Annotated in this window: 16 protein-coding genes; 14 read left to right on the top strand and 2 right to left on the bottom strand. The window is 38.5% G+C overall.

The genetic code is table 11. The features are described 5' to 3' along the window. Window positions 1–46 precede the first annotated feature (46 nt). Window positions 47–862, bottom strand: coding sequence for a thioesterase family protein (locus DO88_RS15405; protein WP_033038145.1), 816 nt, complete (start codon window positions 860–862; stop codon window positions 47–49). A gap of 241 nt (window positions 863–1,103) precedes the next feature. Here DO88_RS15405 and dnaK point away from each other — a divergent pair, with 241 nt between their 5' ends. The 11 genes from dnaK to DO88_RS15460 all read left to right on the top strand — a co-directional run bounded on the left by dnaK (window position 1,104) and on the right by DO88_RS15460 (window position 13,831). After that, entirely contained in the window at window positions 1,104–3,020 is a 1,917-nt protein-coding gene (gene dnaK, locus DO88_RS15410; protein WP_007375531.1) for a molecular chaperone DnaK, read from the top strand. Window positions 3,021–3,220: 200 nt separating this feature from the next. Next, the gene (dnaJ, locus tag DO88_RS15415; RefSeq protein ID WP_007375530.1) at window positions 3,221–4,360 is read left to right on the top strand and encodes a molecular chaperone DnaJ; all 1,140 of its coding nucleotides are present in this window, start codon (window positions 3,221–3,223) and stop codon (window positions 4,358–4,360) included. A 99-nt stretch (window positions 4,361–4,459) separates the two neighbouring features. Further along, a complete protein-coding gene (gene ybaK / locus DO88_RS15420; protein WP_033029845.1) occupies window positions 4,460–4,921 on the top strand; it encodes a Cys-tRNA(Pro) deacylase in 462 nt (153 codons plus the stop codon). Window positions 4,922–5,044: 123 nt separating this feature from the next. Then, window positions 5,045–5,449, top strand: coding sequence for a DUF1761 domain-containing protein (locus DO88_RS15425; RefSeq protein ID WP_033029847.1), 405 nt, complete (start codon window positions 5,045–5,047; stop codon window positions 5,447–5,449). Window positions 5,450–5,491: 42 nt separating this feature from the next. Beyond that, on the top strand, window positions 5,492–5,743 hold the full coding sequence (locus DO88_RS19050) for a hypothetical protein (protein WP_007375527.1): 252 nt from the start codon (window positions 5,492–5,494) through the stop codon (window positions 5,741–5,743). Window positions 5,744–5,893: 150 nt separating this feature from the next. Next, window positions 5,894–6,157 carry a CBU_0592 family membrane protein gene (locus DO88_RS15435; RefSeq protein WP_007375526.1) on the top strand — a complete coding sequence of 88 codons (264 nt, stop codon included), beginning with the start codon at window positions 5,894–5,896 and terminating at the stop codon, window positions 6,155–6,157. Between the two features lie 375 nt (window positions 6,158–6,532). Next, on the top strand, window positions 6,533–8,263 hold the full coding sequence (locus DO88_RS15440) for a sensor histidine kinase (RefSeq protein ID WP_033029849.1): 1,731 nt from the start codon (window positions 6,533–6,535) through the stop codon (window positions 8,261–8,263). Continuing rightward, entirely contained in the window at window positions 8,256–9,620 is a 1,365-nt protein-coding gene (locus tag DO88_RS15445; RefSeq protein WP_007375524.1) for a sigma-54-dependent transcriptional regulator, read from the top strand. The genes DO88_RS15440 and DO88_RS15445 overlap by 8 nt, the downstream gene beginning before the upstream one ends. Window positions 9,621–9,796: 176 nt before the next feature. Beyond that, a complete protein-coding gene (locus tag DO88_RS15450) occupies window positions 9,797–10,753 on the top strand; it encodes a porin (protein ID WP_007375523.1) in 957 nt (318 codons plus the stop codon). 9 nt (window positions 10,754–10,762) lie between these two features. Continuing rightward, a complete protein-coding gene (locus DO88_RS15455; protein ID WP_007375522.1) occupies window positions 10,763–12,232 on the top strand; it encodes an SLC13 family permease in 1,470 nt (489 codons plus the stop codon). Between the two features lie 180 nt (window positions 12,233–12,412). Next, complete coding sequence (locus DO88_RS15460; RefSeq protein ID WP_033038143.1) at window positions 12,413–13,831, top strand: coniferyl aldehyde dehydrogenase; 1,419 nt, start codon at window positions 12,413–12,415, stop codon at window positions 13,829–13,831. Between the two features lie 62 nt (window positions 13,832–13,893). Here DO88_RS15460 and DO88_RS15465 read toward each other — a convergent pair whose 3' ends face one another. Beyond that, complete coding sequence (locus tag DO88_RS15465) at window positions 13,894–14,619, bottom strand: tetratricopeptide repeat protein (protein ID WP_007375520.1); 726 nt, start codon at window positions 14,617–14,619, stop codon at window positions 13,894–13,896. Window positions 14,620–15,196: 577 nt separating this feature from the next. On the opposite strand from DO88_RS15465, the gene DO88_RS15470 reads away from it, so the two are divergent. From DO88_RS15470 to DO88_RS15480, 3 genes are all read left to right on the top strand, one after another. Continuing rightward, window positions 15,197–16,060, top strand: coding sequence for a DUF6279 family lipoprotein (locus tag DO88_RS15470; RefSeq protein ID WP_007375518.1), 864 nt, complete (start codon window positions 15,197–15,199; stop codon window positions 16,058–16,060). Between the two features lie 161 nt (window positions 16,061–16,221). Further along, window positions 16,222–17,250 carry an XdhC family protein gene (locus DO88_RS15475; RefSeq protein ID WP_033038141.1) on the top strand — a complete coding sequence of 343 codons (1,029 nt, stop codon included), beginning with the start codon at window positions 16,222–16,224 and terminating at the stop codon, window positions 17,248–17,250. Continuing rightward, window positions 17,244–17,858: a nucleotidyltransferase family protein gene (locus DO88_RS15480; RefSeq protein WP_033038140.1), complete on the top strand. Its 615-nt coding sequence runs from the start codon at window positions 17,244–17,246 to the stop codon at window positions 17,856–17,858. The genes DO88_RS15475 and DO88_RS15480 overlap by 7 nt, the downstream gene beginning before the upstream one ends. The last annotated feature ends 13 nt before the right edge of the window (window positions 17,859–17,871 follow it).

The following is a 17,871-nucleotide window of genomic DNA, read 5'->3' as shown; positions in this document are numbered from 1 at the left end:
AGCCTTTAAAAGCCAAACACTTTAATATTGTTTGGCTTTAGGGCTTTTAGTCAAATAACGCCACCGTTTGGCGTGTAAGGGCTATTAACTCCCCTGATTGTGACCAAATACAGCCATCTTCTAAACCATAACCATTTTTTGAATGATGAGTGATTGCTTCAAAGCCAAGCCATTCGCCAGGTGTTAAGTTTGGTTCTTGCACAAACTCTAAGTACCAAGACATGCTACTAGCTGGAGCGGGTTGTTTAAACATTTGTAATAACGTAGGTGGCCATGCATCTGTTAATGCAATAACGTGCGCTTCTGTTATTTGCTCTGGGGTGTGCTTAAAGCGCATCCAGCCCCCTAAGTGAGAAGTTTCTGCGCTGCTAAATGGCATAGCGCCTTGTTGTGGGCATAAATCAACATGCTGAAAAAACTCAGGCATCTGGTCTTTAACAAAAGGGAGTGTATAGCGCTCGTCTACCGGTTTTAACCCTAAAGATTTCGAAACGGGCACATTAACACCCGACTCTCTACTTTTAGCAAAACATGCTTGTACGATAACGCACACTTGTTCATTTTGAATGGCTTTGGCAAGTACCTGTGTACTGCTTTTACCTTGTCGTAATATTTCTACTGATAAAGAAAAGGGAGTATCGGCAAGCAATGGTCCTACAAAATTAGTGCTAAGAGAAAGTAGACGACGATCACTTGCAACCTTACCTCTGATTGCTTGATACAACAGTGCGGCTGATAGCCCACCAAAAGCAGTTCTGCCTTGGCACCAGTTTTCTGGAAATTGCATTGTGCTAGTTAATTGTTCGGTATTGTCTGAACTTCCAATTTTTGAAGCTTGGAGAAGTAATTGTTCAAAATGCATGAAGATGTCCTTTTAAAGTGCGATTTAATAAATTTATAACACAACCAAACTAGTCAGACCAGTAATTAAAAGCGCCTCTGGCGGTGTAAAAATCATCATTCCTTACAATTATTAGGGTTATTTTGTAAATAAATCATAAAAAATGAATTTTTTTTCATTTTTACAGTTGAAATAAGTTTGGCGCATCCCTATTTACTAAGTCATCGAACGTATTAACGAATATTGAAGTTGGAGAAGTTTCATGGGTAAAATTATTGGAATCGATTTAGGTACTACAAACTCTTGTGTTGCAGTACTTGATGGTGGCAAAGCACGTGTTATTGAAAACGCGGAAGGCGATCGCACAACCCCGTCTATTATTGCTTACACGCAAGACGGCGAAACATTAGTAGGTCAATCTGCTAAGCGTCAAGCGGTTACTAACCCGACAAATACATTATTTGCAATCAAGCGTTTAATTGGTCGTCGTTTTGAAGACGAAGAAGTACAACGCGATATCGGCATCATGCCGTTTAAAATCATTAAAGCAGATAACGGTGATGCATGGGTAGAAGCGGGCGGCGAAAAACGCGCTGCACCACAAATTTCTGCTGAAGTACTAAAAAAAATGAAGAAAACGGCTGAAGACTTTTTAGGTGAAGAAGTAACTGAAGCTGTAATCACAGTACCTGCATACTTTAACGATTCACAACGTCAAGCAACGAAAGATGCTGGTCGTATTGCGGGTCTTGAAGTTAAACGTATTATCAATGAGCCAACTGCTGCGGCACTGGCTTACGGTATGGATAAAAACCGTGGCGAAAACATCGTTGCAGTATATGACTTAGGTGGCGGTACTTTCGATTTATCAATCATTGAAATTGATGAAGTTGAAGGCGAGCACACTTTTGAAGTACTTGCTACAAACGGCGACACTCACTTAGGTGGTGAAGATTTCGATAACCGTGTAATCAACTACCTAGTAGCTGAATTCAAGAAAGATCAAGGCTTAGACTTAAAAGCTGATCCTCTTGCAATGCAACGTGTTAAAGAAGCTGCTGAAAAAGCAAAAATTGAACTTTCATCTGCACAATCTACTGAAGTAAATCTTCCGTATGTAACTGCTGATGCATCTGGTCCTAAGCACATGAACGTGAAACTAACACGTGCTAAGCTTGAATCACTAGTTGAAGATTTAGTAACTAAGTCTCTAGAGCCACTTAAACGTGCACTTGCTGATGCTGATTTATCAGTAAGCGACATCAACGATATTATTCTTGTTGGTGGCCAAACACGTATGCCTTTAGTACAAAAAACAGTTGCTGATTTCTTCGGTAAAGAACCACGTAAAGACGTAAACCCTGATGAAGCAGTTGCAGTAGGCGCAGCGATTCAAGGTGGTGTACTTGCTGGTGACGTTAAAGATGTACTATTACTAGACGTTTCTCCATTATCTCTAGGTATTGAGACAATGGGTTCAGTAATGACTGCATTAATTGAGAAAAACACGACGATTCCTACTAAGAAATCGCAAACATTCTCAACCGCTGAAGATAACCAATCTGCTGTAACAATTCACGTGTTACAAGGTGAGCGTAAACGTTCAAGCGACAATAAATCTCTAGGTCAATTTAACCTAGAAGGTATTCGCCCAGCACAACGTGGTACACCGCAAATCGAAGTAACATTCGATGTTGATGCCGATGGTATCTTACATGTATCTGCGAAAGATAAAGATACAGGTAAAGAGCAAAAAATCACAATTCAAGCATCTTCAGGCTTAAGCGATGAAGAAGTTGAAAAAATGGTTCGTGATGCAGAAGCACATGCTGAGGACGATAAAAAGTTTGAAGAACTTGTAGCTGCTCGTAACCAAGCTGATGCTTTAGTTCATGGTACTCGCAAGCAAATTGAAGAAGCTGGCGATGCATTACCAAATGAAGACAAAGAAGCGATTGAAGCGGCTGTTGTAGATTTAGAAGCGGCTATTAAGAGCGACAATAAAGAAGAGATTGAAGCTAAAACTCAAGCGCTTGCTGAAAAGTCTCAAAAACTGATGGAAATTGCACAAGCGAAAGCACAGCAAGGTTCAGCAGATGCAGGCGAGCAACAGCAATCAGCTAAGCAAGACGACGACGTTGTTGATGCAGAGTTCGAAGAAGTGAAAGACGACAAATAATTGTTGCTAACGCTTCTCGCTAGCCAAAAATACTTAACTCAGTTGAGTGTTTAGGTTAGGATGAACAATTGAGGCGCGCGAGCAATAGCTTGTCGCGCCTTTTACATGTGTTTAAGGTTCAAATTCAATGATAAATCGATGGGATTTATCGGTTTATCCAGCAGCTTACGCTGCAAATAGAAAAGAGTAGTGTGATAGATATGTCAAAACGCGATTATTACGAAGCCCTCGGCGTAAGCAAAGATGCGAGTGAGCGAGACATAAAAAAGGCGTATAAACGCTTAGCGATGAAATATCATCCAGATCGTACCGCAGGCGATAAAGATCTCGAAACAAAGTTTAAAGAGGTTAAAGAAGCCTACGAAATTTTAACCGATGCGCAAAAACGCCAAATGTATGACCAACATGGTCATGCGGCATTTGAGCAAGGCGGCGGTGGTGGCCATGGTGGTTTCGGCGGCGGCCAAGGTGATTTCGGTGATGTATTTGGCGACGTATTTGGCGATATTTTTGGTGGTGGCGGTGGTCGACGTCAATCTCGTCAGCAACGTGGCTCTGACTTACGTTACAACATGGACTTAAGCTTAGAAGAAGCGGTTCGTGGTAAAGAAGTTGAAATTAAAGTACCAACATGGGTGGGTTGTGAGCCATGTGACGGCAGTGGTGCTAAAGCGGGTTCTAAACCTAAAACATGTACTACATGTCATGGTGCTGGCCAAGTGCAAATGCGCCAAGGTTTCTTTGCTGTGCAGCAAACATGTCCAACGTGTCAAGGACAAGGTCAGATTATTTCAGATCCTTGTAACAAGTGTCATGGTCAAGGCCGCGTAGAAAAAACCAAAACGCTTTCAGTTAAGATTCCAGCTGGCGTTGATACCGGTGACCGTATTCGCTTAACAGGTGAAGGCGAAGCCGGAATGCACGGCGCGCCATCTGGCGACTTGTACGTGCAAGTATCGGTTCGCGAGCATGAAATATTTGTACGTGAAGCGAATAACTTATATTGTGAAGTACCAATTAGCTTTACTACAGCAGGCCTTGGTGGCGAAATTCAGGTGCCGACACTTGATGGTCGTGCAAAACTTAAAATACCGTCTGAAACGCAAACGGGAAAAATGTTCCGTATGCGTGGCAAAGGTGTTAAGTCTGTACGCAGTGGTGCCCAAGGCGATCTAATTTGTAAAGTGGTAATCGAAACGCCAGTTAATTTGAACGAGCGTCAACGTGAATTACTGACTGAATTAGATGAAAGCATGGGCACAGATAGCTCTAAAAACCGTCCTAAAGAGCAAGGCTTTTTTGACGGTGTTAAAAAGTTTTTTGATGATTTAACTAAGTAAATTTAAATTATTATAAATAATGAAACGGCGCTTTTTAGCGTCGTTTTTTTTGCTTTAAATTTTATTTTTGTTACTGTTAATAAAAAATGATTAAGTATTATGACACCTGCAATCGATCTATTGAAAAAATCAAAAATCTCGTTTGATGTCTTAAGTTACGAGCACGACGCTAGCAATAGTCACTATGGGCTTGAAGCAGTTGAAAAGTTAAAGCTTAATAGCCATCAAGTATTTAAAACATTAGTGCTTGAAACACATGAAGGCGAATTAATTGTTGCAGTAACACCTGTTTCTCAACAAATTCATTTAAAGCAATTGGCAAAATTAGCCTCATCTAAAAAGGTGGCGATGGCGGCTGCACAAAAAGTACAAGCCAGTACGGGGTATATTTTAGGAGGGGTAAGTCCACTGGGACAAAAAAAACGCCTCGCTACCTACATTCATGGTAGTGCATCACAGTTTGAGCACGTATATGTAAGTGCAGGAAAACGCGGTTTAGAAGTGAAATTAATGACAACCGATCTTATTACATTAACTGGTGCAAAACTGGGGATATTTTAACTTTTTCTTTTTGACATTTACGGGGAGTCCATATAAGGCCCTAGTTTCCAGATTATGAGTTTGCCGCTTTAATAATTATTAACTACAGTCAAATAACCCATCATGCATAAGTTATGGCAGTATATGAATTTTTCTGATGTTGATTATTTTGCGGTATTAATTGCCGCGCTCTCTTGCTTTATGCTTGGCGGCATTTGGTATTCAAATAAAATGTTTAAACAAGCTTGGCTTGAAAGTTGTGGTTTAACAGAGCTAGATTTGCAATCAGCAGATCCAAAATTAATTTTTGGAGGGAGCTTTTTATTATCTTTTATAGCCACTTTTTTGCTTGCATTGTTTCTAGGTGAAAACCCTAACGTTGGTGAAAGTGTAGGAACTGGATTTATTATCGGTGTATTTTGGGTTAGTAGTTCACTTGGGCTTAGTTATATTTTTGAGCAACGGCCGATGAAGCTGTTTTTAATTAATGGTAGTTTTCATATTTTACAATTTTCTTTAATGGGCCTAATTTTGGGTATTTGGCCTTAGTCTTGTTACACTTTAGGTATTACTTTGAATTAATGACTAATTATGGCTAAACCAAATAAAAAAGGGCCAACAAAAACGGTTGATATTTTTTGTTCTGCTTGCAAAACCCCCTTATTTAAGTATCGAAAGGGCGGTAAAGGAGCGCTTGTTAAATGTTTTATAGAACGTATTAGCCAAAATTTCACAAAAGAGCCCTGTATTTGCCCTAACTGTAATCGTCCTTTTGCAAGGCCTGCTGTGATAAGAGGGATACCCGCTTATAAAATTATTGGTGGTAAAGTTACATTTAAATAAGCATATTGCTTATACGGACATATGCCCTTGTTAGAATTTATCATCTTGATAGAATCGCCCGGTTTTGCTGTTTCAATGAATGAAAAAATACCCTCCCCACGGATCGGGCCAGTTTTTTGGGTTATTTAAAAATGGATAAAGGATAGTTTCGTGATAGCACTCTTATTTGACATCATAGGTATGACAGGTACTTTTTTAGTCGTTGGCTCATTCTTTTTACTGCAGCTAGGTAAAACATCTCCAACTAGCTTAATGTACAATATGATGAATTTAACAGGGGCCATTTTATTGTTGATCAGCCTTTGTTATAACTTTAACTTAGCCAGTTTTGTAATCGAAATATTCTGGATTGCAGCGTCATTAATTGGTTTATACAAATATGTTAAAAATCGAAGAGCTGTAACTGCAAGCTAATTTAGCGAATAGATAATGCTCTATATCAATTTGCAATAATACGTTATCAATTTAAGGGATAAAGCCTGAGGCTAACAGAAGTCAAAACTTCTGATTTATAACGCCATGGATGCAGTAGATAAAGCAATGCAGAAGTCATTGCTGGGAACAACGAAATAACGAATTTTTACCTTGTTATCGGCAATGTTTACTACCTCAAAATAGATAATTTAATGAAGTGAATTGGTATAATAAAAATCACCGTGAATATTTTTGTTTGCGGTGATTTTTTGTTTTTACTCGCTCTGATTTTTGTTAACAAAAGTTTATATCGCTATGGCCAATAAGCCGTTAAACTAGGTTCTTTAAATTCATCAGGTTATTTTGTGGGTCAGTATGTTTTCTCTTTCTAAAAGAATCATTATTACTTGTATATTACCCATATTTATTTTGTTGATATCATTTTTTCTCGGACGAATTCATGATATTGAGCAAGCAAACCTTCAGGCTGAACGCCAAGTTACTCAATTAAATAATTATATTGATACTGAACTTGCACGCTTTTCTGCGATCCCAGAGTTATTAACTTATAATGAGTTGATGATAAGTTTTGTATCAGGATCACCACAACATTATAGCGCAATTAATAATTATCTAGCTGATATTCAGCAAGCCAGCGGTGCGTCTGACATCTTTGTGTTGGATACGCAAGGTGATGTTATTGCAAGTAGTAATTGGCAGACTGATTACACTTTTTTGGGCAGTAACTATGCTTTTAGACCCTATTTTAAACGTGCTTTTACGGATGATAAAGTGGCCTATTTTGCACTTGGTATACGTTCAAATAAACGAGGCATATATTTTTCACAAGCAGTTTATAGTGATAATAAAGCCATTGGAGTAGTGGTTTTAAAAGTTAATGTAAGTAAGTTCGAAAATGATAGAGAGTTGCTAAATACGTCGAAAGGGAGCCATTTTTATTTACAACTTCCCGATCACGTTATTGCCATGTCTGATATTGAACAGTGGCGTTTGAATAGCTTTACTCAGCTCGGAGTTACTGCAAAGCAGGAGATTAAATCTAGCCGTTCTTATCTGGATCATCAACCAATATACATAAAGCAGCATCAGTCTCAGAGCCAAGGTACGACGCAATTTAAAATTGATAAACAGCGATATGTTTCGTCCTCAATGAAACTCAATAACCTTAATGCCACAATGCATATTCTTGTCGATGTATCAAAGGTCGATAGCGCACAAATATCGCGCTTATTTTGGGTTATTATTATCTACAGTTTTATAATTATTATTGGGTATAGCTTATTAGCTCGTTTTGCTGGATATAAAAAATTACTTTATTCAAGGCATAGTCTTGAGCAAAAAGTAATAGAGCGTACCCAAACGCTTGAAAAGGTACAAACGGCTTTAGTGCAATCAGCTAAACTGGCTACTATAGGGCAGCTGAGTGCTGGTATAAATCATGAAATAAACCAACCTCTTAGTGCAATTAATACATACCTAGCAAGTGCTAAGCGGCTATTAGCAAAAGGTAATTACGAAGCCTTAAGTCAAAGTTTGGTTATTATTGAAGGGCTAGTCGAGCGAGTGCATAAAATTGTGGGGCAGCTGAAGCACTTTAGTAAACCATCAGGGATGCAATTAAGACCATATCCGCTTGCTGCGCTTGTTAATAATGCATTAATGATTTCTAGCGCGCAGTTAAAGCAAGACAATGTGCAGGTGCAGCCCCCGCAATTTGATGAAGCAGTCATCGTCTGGGTTGATGCTCTTAAGTTTGAACAAGTGCTGGTTAATTTAATTACCAATGCCAGCCAAGCTATGAATGGTGCTGTTGAACGTAATTTGACCTTCAATTTGGAGTGTTTTGAAGAACGCGTTAAATTCTCTATTTTAGACACCGGTTCGGGTATTGAACAACATGTATTTAGTCATTTATTTGAGCCCTTTTACAGCACTAAAGATAACAAAGGTCTCGGTTTAGGGTTATCAATATCAAAACAGATTATTGATTCATTTAATGGCTCTTTAAGCGCACACAATAGATTGCAAGGTGGGGCTGAATTTATTATTAGTCTTTCAAGTAAGCAGGGGGATAAGCATGATTGATAGTTTGTTGTGTAAACACATTATAGTGATTGATGATGAAGCGATGATCAGAGATTCGCTAAAACAACTACTCACACTAGAAGGTTATACAGTAGAGTGTTTTAACGACGCAAGTACGGCTCTTAGTAAGCTTAGCCGACGGTATAATGGAATTGTGCTTAGCGATATTAATATGCCCACAATGAACGGTTTAACTTTACTCGAGCAAATCACAGCCTTTGACAGTGAGCTTCCTGTGATATTTTTAACCGGCTATGCCGACGTGTCCATTGCGGTAAAAGCGATGCAATTAGGGGCATACGATTTATTCGAAAAACCGCTGAACGAACACTTACTTGATTGTATTGCCAGAGCTTGTGATAAGCGCAGTCTTGTTATGGAAAATCGCGCATTAAAAGTGGTTGTGCAAAAAGCATCTGCGCCGGGTGTACGTATATTGGGGGATACGCCCAAAATGCAACATATGATGCATTTATTAAATACAGTAATAGATACGCCAACAGATATAATGATTGAAGGCGAAACCGGCACAGGAAAAGAGCTCGTAGCACGCTATTTACATGATCAGAGTATTCGTTCGAGTTGTAACTTTGTGGCGATTAACTGTGGGGCTGTACCAGAGCAATTAATAGAAAGTGAACTGTTTGGCGCAGCAAGTGGAGCATACACGGGTGCTACGCAAAGCCGTAAAGGTAAGTTTGAATATGCACAAGGCGGTACGGTCTTTTTAGATGAAATAGAAAGTACCCCAATGTCGCTGCAAGTTAAATTACTGCGCGTTTTAGAAGAGCGAAAAGTGACACCAGTGGGCGATAATAAAGCCATTGATTTAGATATAAGAATTGTAGCTGCGACAAAAGTTGATTTACTTTCCTTGGTGGAGAAAGGGGAATTTAGAGCTGATTTATATTACAGGTTGAGCTTAGTTAAAGTTAATATCCCGCCATTACGTGATCGCAAAGCCGATATATTACTTTTGTTTAAGCATTTTAGTTCCATTGCTGCAACGCGCTATCACAAGCCTCCAGCACCCCTGAACAGCGAAATACAACAGCGCTTAGTTGCTTATGATTGGCCTGGTAATGTAAGAGAGCTCAGAAACCAAGCCGAACGTGCGGTATTACTTGGCGCCGAACTTGCCTTTACCGAGGTGAATACGCAGCAGTTTGGTGGATTATCTCCTGATTTGAGCTTATCAGAAAAAGTGGCTTTTTATGAGCAATCACTGATTGAATATGCGCTTGAGCAAAATCATGGAAGCATCAAAAATACCATGGAAACACTGCAAATTGCGCGTAAAACACTTTACGATAAAATGAGTAAATATAATCTCAATCGAGATATGTTTACGGAATAGTTGTGCGGATTTAGTGACAACATGTATTTCTAAGTGTGCGGTTAACCGCACACGCTTGTGTAAATAATAACAGCAATTTTTTTTAAGGTTATGAAAAAAAAGGTTTTTATATCATTGGCAGTAAATTTGCCTTATTAGAGCCGACAATAAGTTGATTCTAATAATTAGGACGCACAATGATAAAAACAACACACCTATCTACTTTGCTTATACCCCTGAGTAGTTTAGCAATATTGCCCAGTATTACTTTAGCCGCTGATTATACCGTTTACGGTAAAGCAGAAGTTCAAATCGCAAATACCGACACTGGTATTATGCGCTACGCCAAAGAAGGTACGCAAATTGAAGCGCCTTTTTCTCGTATTGGTATAAAAGGTCAGCATAAATTAAATGAATACTTAAGTGCAGTTTTTAAATACGAAGTACAGGTGAAGGGCTTTGAAGAGGATGATACAGAAGAGCCCTTTACAGCACGTAATACTTATTTGGGTCTAAAAGGGGCGTTTGGTGAAATCGTTATAGGTAGAAACGATACGCGCTTTAAATACTCCGAAGGAAAATTAGATAACTTCAATGAAACCCAAGGTGATATGGCGCAGGTAATTGCTGGGCAAGATCGGCTTGGTGATACGCTTACATACACATCTCAATATTGGTCTAATGCTCAGTTTTCGTTTACCTATGCTCCAAAAGACGATAATAAAAATAACAAAGCAGGGTTTGCAGCGACGCTAATCTACGGTGACCGTAATTTAAATAATACACCTTATTACGTCTCATTAAGTAGGGTTGATTCTTTGAACAATATTACAGCTAGCCGAATCGTGGGCGTGTATAAATTTGAGAAATTACAGCTAGGTGCACTGTACCAACATTCGGAATCAGTTGATGAGACTAAGTCAGGCAACGGTTATGTATTAAGTGCAAGTTATACAATTGATAAATGGGTTCCAAAATTACAATTTGCTAAAGATGACTCTGCAATTCGTCAAGAGTCAAAAGCGATTCAGTGGAGTACTGGACTTGACTATGTCTTTGACAAGCAAACCACAGCGTATCTTTTGTATACCGATTTAGATCTCCAAGAAAATGCGGATAATAGTGTCGCACTTGGTCTCAAGTACAAATTTTAAGGGCAAATTATGACTCAGAAAATTATAAAAAACGAGCCAGTGAAAAATACATTAACGCAAAAAATTATATTATGGCTTGGCCCTGCTGTAATGCTATTAACGTGCTTGATAGACCCTCCTAGTGGTATGTCTGGTCTTGCATTTAAAACCGCAGGGTTAGCTTTTTGGATGGCATCGTGGTGGGTTAGTGAAGTTGTGCCAATACCTGCAACATCATTATTGCCACTTGTTATATCGCCGATTGCTGATATAGCACCTATAAAAAGTACCGCAGCGCCTTATGCGCACCCCTTAATATTTTTATTTTTAGGTGGTTTTTTGATCTCCATTGCGATGGAACGTTGGGGGCTACATAAACGGATCGCGTTAACGACGATGCTTTATGCGGGTAAAAAGCCGAGTTTACAGATTTTAGCCATGATGTTGGTGACAGCATTTTTATCTATGTGGATGTCAAATACTGCAACGACAGTAATGATGCTACCAATTGCACTTTCAATCATACACTTAGTGAGCGAATCAAACTCAGAGGATGATGGATTTGCTAAAGCACTTTTGTTATCTATTGCATATGGTGCGAGCATTGGAGGAATTGCAACACTAATAGGTACACCGCCGAATGCCTTAATGGCGGCCTATTTGTCAGAAAGCTATCAAATCGAAATAGGGTTTGGTCAATGGATGCTTGTTGGTGTTCCGTTAGCAATTGTTATGTTGATAGTATGTTGGGTTTGGCTCACAAAATTCAGCTACAAGGTTGATGAAAAAACAGAACATTTACACGACAGTAAATCTGTTTTTATAAAAGAACTGACGACCCTTGGTCCTTTGCAGCGTGCTGAAAAAGGGGTGTTTTATGTGTTTGTATTAGCCGCTCTTTGTTGGGTTTTTAGACCTTTACTCGCTGATTTTTCTGGACTTAAAATTTCAGATACAGCAATAGCAATAGCGGCTGCATTGTTATTATTTGTTTTACCAGCCAATAAAGGCAGTGATGAACGAATTTTAGATTGGGTGAGTGCATCGAAAGTACCATGGGGAGTACTATTATTATTTGGAGGAGGGTTATCACTCGCTTCGCAAATAAAATCATCTGGCTTAGCACAATACATTGCGCATTTAATTGAAGGTGCAAGCGCAATACCTCTGGTTATGGCTGTATTAGTGGTTGTTGCGTTAATTACATTTTTAACCGAAATAACCAGTAACACGGCTACTGCCGCTGGTTTTTTACCTCTTTTAGGCCCTGTTGCGGAGAGTATTTTCGGATCGCCTTTAGTTTGGGTTATTCCAGCAGCTATTGCATGTAGCTGTGCGTTTATGATGCCAGTGGCAACACCACCAAATGCAATTGTTTTTGGCTCGGGAAAAATACAAATACGAGATATGATAAAAGCAGGGTTTATGCTTAATATTATTGCGATAATTTTAATTACATTAGTGACGATGACTATTGCAGCAAAAGTATTTAATTTTTAAACAAACTTAAACTTAGCTTATAGCTATCTCGATATGAGTCGTTTTGCCTATCATCTCAGTTCTGGGCAAAACGACTCTTAATGCTTACTTGTTTGGCTATTATAGCTAAATTAGTGTGATTGCTCGAAAAACAGTTCAGGGTTATTATCTGTAGTAACTTTGAAAATTGAGTAAACTACTTTGACCACTGACACTTCCAATACAGTTTCTTTAACCACACAGTTTGATGGGTTACAAGACGCCTTTCTAAGTACGCCTTATTTACCAATTAATAAACGTATTACGTTGCTAAAAAATCTCCGATTACGAATTGTTGAACTTGAAGAAGAGCTTGTAGATGCAGTTTCAAAAGATTTTGGCTACCGAACGGCATTTGACACTTTACTTGGCGACATTCTGCCTACAGTACAAACACTTGCGCATATAATAAAAAAATTGCCTAACTGGTCTAAACCAAGTAATCGTGCGGTAGGTTTAAGTTTATGGCCTTCAAAAGTCAGTGTAACTTATCAGCCTAAAGGGGTTGTTGGCGTTATTGCACCGTGGAATTACCCTATTCAATTAGCCATAGTACCTGTTGTAACAGCGATTGCCGCAGGTAATAGAGTGATGTTAAAACTGAGCGAATTTACACCACACACAAATGTGGTACTTGAAAAATTATTTAGCGACGAAATACAAGAGCACTGTAAAGTAATTCAGGGCGGCAGTGAGGTTGCAAGTGAGTTTTCATCGTTGCCATTTGCTCACTTATTGTTTACGGGCTCAACTGCGGTGGGTAAATTGGTGATGGCCTCAGCGAGTCATAACTTAACACCAGTAACACTTGAACTTGGGGGGAAGTCACCCGTTATTATTACCGATCAGGCTGATATTAAAAAAGCAGCGCAAACGTTACTATTTGGGAAAATGGCTAACGCTGGGCAAATATGTGTCGCACCCGATTATGTATTGGTACCACAAGCACTTGAGCATCAGCTCATTCAGCAATTATGTGAGCTTTATAAAAAGCATTTTAAAGAGGGTGTTGAAGGTAAAAACTTAACATCGATTATTAGCGATGCACATTACAAGCGTTTAACGGGTTATTTAGCGCAAGCACAAGAACTCGGTGCAACGATTGTAAAACCGCTTGAGCAAAACCAGCAAGATGCAGAAAAACACCGCATGGGGCTGCATATTGTTACACAGGTAAGCGATGAAATGCAGCTCATGCAGGATGAATTATTTGGCCCTATATTACCAATAATGAGTTATAACAAACTTGACGATGCTATTGATTACATTAAACAACATCACCATCCATTAGCACTTTATATTTTAGGGCAAGATAAACCAGCTCAAGACTATATTATTAAGCAAACACTCAGCGGTACAGTTGCTGTTAATGACACGCTAGTGCAAGTTACAGCAGATGATGTACCATTTGGTGGTGTTGGGCACTCAGGTATGGGGCATTACCATGGTAAAGAAGGATTTTTAACCTTTAGCCATGCTAAAAATACGCTAGTTTCAGGTTCATTTAATCCGCGAGTTGGTATGTTACTCAAGCAAAGTAACGTGCTTATAAAGCTTTTAAAGTGGCTTTATATTAAGTAGGTGTGGCTTCAGATGAAAAAAGCTGAACTATGGTAATAGTTCAGCTTTAGTGAATATAAAGATTAGAACAATCGGCCTTCACCTGCATATGTACCAGCTAAAATTTTGGTATAAATAGCGTCCGCTTTTTCTTTAGCTTCCTCAACTTCTTTAGGTAGCATTTTTCGTTCATCGAGCTTTCGGCTATGGCTTGCTTGCATATTACCGTTGTATTCAGCAATAGTATTCCAAATGTATGACTTTTCTAAGTCTTTTGGCATGCCTAAACCTTCAAAATACATGAGCGCTAAGTTAAATTGCGCTAGTGAGTAATTATTAGCGGCTGCTTTTTCGTACCATTTTTTTGCAAGTTCAAAATCGTGGCTAACGCCATCACCATTCGCGTACATAACACCAAGATTAAACTGCGCAGCGGGTAAATTTTTATTGGCTGCTTTTTCAAATAAGTTTAATGCCATTTGTTTATCTAACTTAACGCCTTTGCCTTCATCATATAACACCGCTAATGCAAACATAGAGTCTACATGGTTTTTCTTAACACCTTCTTGATAAAGTTGAGCGGCTTTACGGTAATCGCGAATTACACCGTAACCCCCTTCATATAACTTCGCGAGTTCATATATTCCAGGTGCATAACCTTTATCAGCAAGGTATTCAAACTCTTTCAGGGCTTCTTCAAAGTAACCTTCATTAGCTGCTTTAATGCCATCTTCGAGCCCTGCATGGGCAAAAGGGCTTGTAAGCAACACGCTAGCAAGTATTAAAGTTTTTAAATTAAACTGTGACATATTCATGTCTCCAATTAGTAATCGTTGCAATATGTATTAGTCAAACGTCATTTTATTACAAATTAATGCGCTAAATAGACTGTTGTAACGTTTAAATGTGAGTGCAAAAAGAAGTGTCTACTGTTATGTTTTACGCCAGCTTTTATATAAACGCAAGATACAGTGCTTCTAGTTTGGCTGAATATGTAATGTATAGCTCAAAACAGAGTTTTTTTGCATGAAGTAAATTTATAAGTGGTGTGTAAGATACAGATATTGCAGAAAATTTAAAGAAATAAAAAAAGCCCGTTAGGGCTTTTTTGAGTCATATCAACCGTCACTAATATGAGCAATGTAGCAAGTAATTGTGATCTTGAGTGCTGACTACTTGGGTCGAGTAAGTAGAAAACACGAAGCGGCACAGTCTTCTTAATTAAATATCAGCATCCTTGCTGTAACTTCTTCCTTAGGCACTGAGGTCGTTACACTATGTTTATGCGAACGATTATCACTTGTAATAGAATGCAAGTCAATAGTAAATGATAATTATTATCAAATGAATTTATTTAATAACAATATAAGTTAAAAAAGGAATGGGATGCTAAACAACACTAAAATGAAAAAATTCAAACATGTAGGCGTCGCTATTAGCATGTTGTTTTTATGCAGTTGCTCTGCCTCATTTACTTATAATAATTTAAGCTGGCTTTCATCGTTTTGGGTTGATGATTATGTTGATTTAAATAAACAACAAAACAAGCAACTAAAAAAAATTATCGAAACAACACAGCATTGGCATAGGTCAACGCAGTTACCAGCATACAAACAAGATATACAAAATATAAAAACCTTGTTTAACGAAGGTTTAAAACCCGTTCGGCTTAAAGAACACGTTGTTTTTGCAAAAAAACATTGGCGAAATTTACTTGAATTCGCTTATTTGCCTTTGGCTGAATTAGGTGAAAATTTAACGCCTTTACAGCGCAAAACATTCATAAATAATATTCAAGAAAAAATTGATGAAGAACGCGATGAACTTAACGAGCAAACATTTATAGCACGTAAAAAAGATCGTTTAGAAGAACAATTAGAATATTACGAGCAATGGCTCGGAAAACTTAATGCTGAGCAAAAAATACTAATTAAACTGACCAACGATAAACATCAGGACTCAAGTGAGCTGTGGCTCGAATACAAACAACAGCGTTTAAATGCTGCTAAGCAAGTATTTGAAAGTGAAAATTTAACGCAATCTGAGTTTATTGAGCAATTAAGCACGGTTATAAAAGAGCGTGAATTATATATGAGCCCAGAGCTGCTTAAAATTAATGATGAAAATCTTAGTTTATATGTAAATTTATTAAATGAGTTAAATACCACTTTAAGTGATAAACAACGCGAAAATGTAAATGAACGTTTTGATGAGCTAATCGACACATTGGATGATATTATTGAGGGCTAAAACATTAATAATCAATCACTTTGCTATAAAAGTGTTACATAAGGTTACGGCAAAGTAAGGTTGCTGTTCAATTTTTGTAGTTGTTTAAACGAATCTAAAAATTGTCACGTAAAGTGGCAGTAATCATCGGCACACACGATGATTTTTTAAGGTAAAAGTGTATGGTTACTGATTTAAAAAATATATTAAATAGCTGGGAGCCTCTCAAAGATAAACAAGAGTGGGTTTTAGCCACTTTGTATCAAATAGAAGGTTCTAGTTATCGTAAGCTAGGCGCAATGATGCTTATTTCGAGTTTAGGGCAGCGTTTAGGTATGCTCTCTGGTGGTTGCCTAGAGGCTGACATACAGCGACATGCTAAGCAAGTAATGAGCACGTTAACTAGTAAAACGATAAGTTACGATGCAACAGATGAAGATGATTTAACATTTCAGTTAGGTATTGGATGTGGCGGTATAGTGCATATTTTACTTCAGCCAATTCATAAGGCTAACGAGTATTTGCAGCTTGAACATATGAGAAAAGCACTTAACGACAATGTAGCGGGGCACTACCTTCAACAAGTGAACCCTATTATACCTAGTGGCTGTGGGGAATTTGCTCTAAACGCAGAGCAACAAGGTTTATCAATTAATCGAAAAGCTCAACTGATTGAAATTAATGATGCAACGTTTTTAGATATTTCTATTTACCCTGCGCCTCATATACTTATTGTAGGAGGTGGGGCAGACGCGGTGCCTGTTTATACACTTGCTAAACAACTTGGTTGGAGTGTAACCGTATGGGATACGCGTCCAGCAAATGCTAAAAGGCAGTACTTTACAAATGCTGATGCTATTTTACGTTCTAAGCCAAATCAATTACGTGAGTATTGTATAGAAAACAAAGTGGATGCCGCTGTTTTAATGGCCCACAGTGTTGAGCTTGATGCTAGTGTGCTTTGCGTACTCGCTGATATAGCATTTAAATACATAGGTTTACTTGGCCCTAAACATAGACGGGCGCAAGTGCTAACGCAGGCGAATACTTCGCTAGAGAAAGTAAAGTCACCTGTATTTGGTCCTGTAGGCTTAAATCTAGGCGGCGACTCACCAGAGAGCATTGCACTTTCACTCATTAGCGAAATACACGCCGTGTTTTCAAATAAAAATGCCACCTCATTGAGTTACTGGGGAAATGAAAAGTGTTAATCGCTAAGGTGATATTAGCGGCGGGGCAGTCATCACGGTTCAATGGTTGTAAGTTAACTGCCGATATTGGCGCAGGCCAAACGATGATTGAACGTGCGGTTGATGTTATACAAGCACTTGATAGCTCACCTGTATTTGTCGTCACGGGTGCATGGCATAAAGAAGTAAAAAACACGCTCGAAAATAATAAAAATATTAAGCTGATTGAAAATAAACAATGGGATAAAGGGTTAGGTGATTCTATTGCGACAGCCACAAAAGCTATTTTAAAAAATCAGCAGCCAGATGGTATTTTATTTATGCTTGCTGATCAGGTTGAGCTTACTACAGAACATTTGAGTGAATTAGTTGCAAATTTTAAAAAGCATCCTGCTCGTTGGTGTGCTAATTACGGCGAGCGTTTAGGCGTGCCTGCGATATTTCCTAACGTTGATCTATCGAAGCTTAGCGGCTTAACTACAGATAAAGGTGCGCAGCATCTACTGCGTTGCAATGATGAAGAAGTTAATACTGTTAATTTAAAATGTGCGAGTTTGGATATAGACACTGAAGCGCAACTCCATGAGTTTATAGAAAAACGCTGTAAAGCATTTTCACGACAAAAGTAATGAGTAAGGTCAG

The organism is Pseudoalteromonas sp. S3431 (assembly GCF_000690035.1).
GTDB lineage: Bacteria > Pseudomonadota > Gammaproteobacteria > Enterobacterales > Alteromonadaceae > Pseudoalteromonas > Pseudoalteromonas fuliginea.
Note: the sequence above shows the minus strand (reverse complement) of the source record. Positions and strands in the feature narration are given on the sequence as shown.

Excerpts from the sequence above, each read along its gene's own strand:
- DO88_RS15470 (WP_007375518.1), top strand. The coding sequence starts at position 15,197 with ATGCTAAACAACACTAAAATGAAAAAATTCAAACATGTAGGCGTCGCT.
- dnaK (WP_007375531.1), top strand. The coding sequence starts at position 1,104 with ATGGGTAAAATTATTGGAATCGATTTAGGTACTACAAACTCTTGTGTT.
- DO88_RS15450 (WP_007375523.1), top strand. The coding sequence starts at position 9,797 with ATGATAAAAACAACACACCTATCTACTTTGCTTATACCCCTGAGTAGT.
- dnaJ (WP_007375530.1), top strand. The coding sequence starts at position 3,221 with ATGTCAAAACGCGATTATTACGAAGCCCTCGGCGTAAGCAAAGATGCG.
- DO88_RS19050 (WP_007375527.1), top strand. The coding sequence starts at position 5,492 with ATGGCTAAACCAAATAAAAAAGGGCCAACAAAAACGGTTGATATTTTT.
- DO88_RS15405 (WP_033038145.1), bottom strand. The coding sequence starts at position 862 with ATGCATTTTGAACAATTACTTCTCCAAGCTTCAAAAATTGGAAGTTCA.
- DO88_RS15475 (WP_033038141.1), top strand. The coding sequence starts at position 16,222 with ATGGTTACTGATTTAAAAAATATATTAAATAGCTGGGAGCCTCTCAAA.
- DO88_RS15425 (WP_033029847.1), top strand. The coding sequence starts at position 5,045 with ATGAATTTTTCTGATGTTGATTATTTTGCGGTATTAATTGCCGCGCTC.
- DO88_RS15465 (WP_007375520.1), bottom strand. The coding sequence starts at position 14,619 with ATGTCACAGTTTAATTTAAAAACTTTAATACTTGCTAGCGTGTTGCTT.
- DO88_RS15440 (WP_033029849.1), top strand. The coding sequence starts at position 6,533 with ATGTTTTCTCTTTCTAAAAGAATCATTATTACTTGTATATTACCCATA.
- DO88_RS15455 (WP_007375522.1), top strand. The coding sequence starts at position 10,763 with ATGACTCAGAAAATTATAAAAAACGAGCCAGTGAAAAATACATTAACG.
- DO88_RS15445 (WP_007375524.1), top strand. The coding sequence starts at position 8,256 with ATGATTGATAGTTTGTTGTGTAAACACATTATAGTGATTGATGATGAA.
- ybaK (WP_033029845.1), top strand. The coding sequence starts at position 4,460 with ATGACACCTGCAATCGATCTATTGAAAAAATCAAAAATCTCGTTTGAT.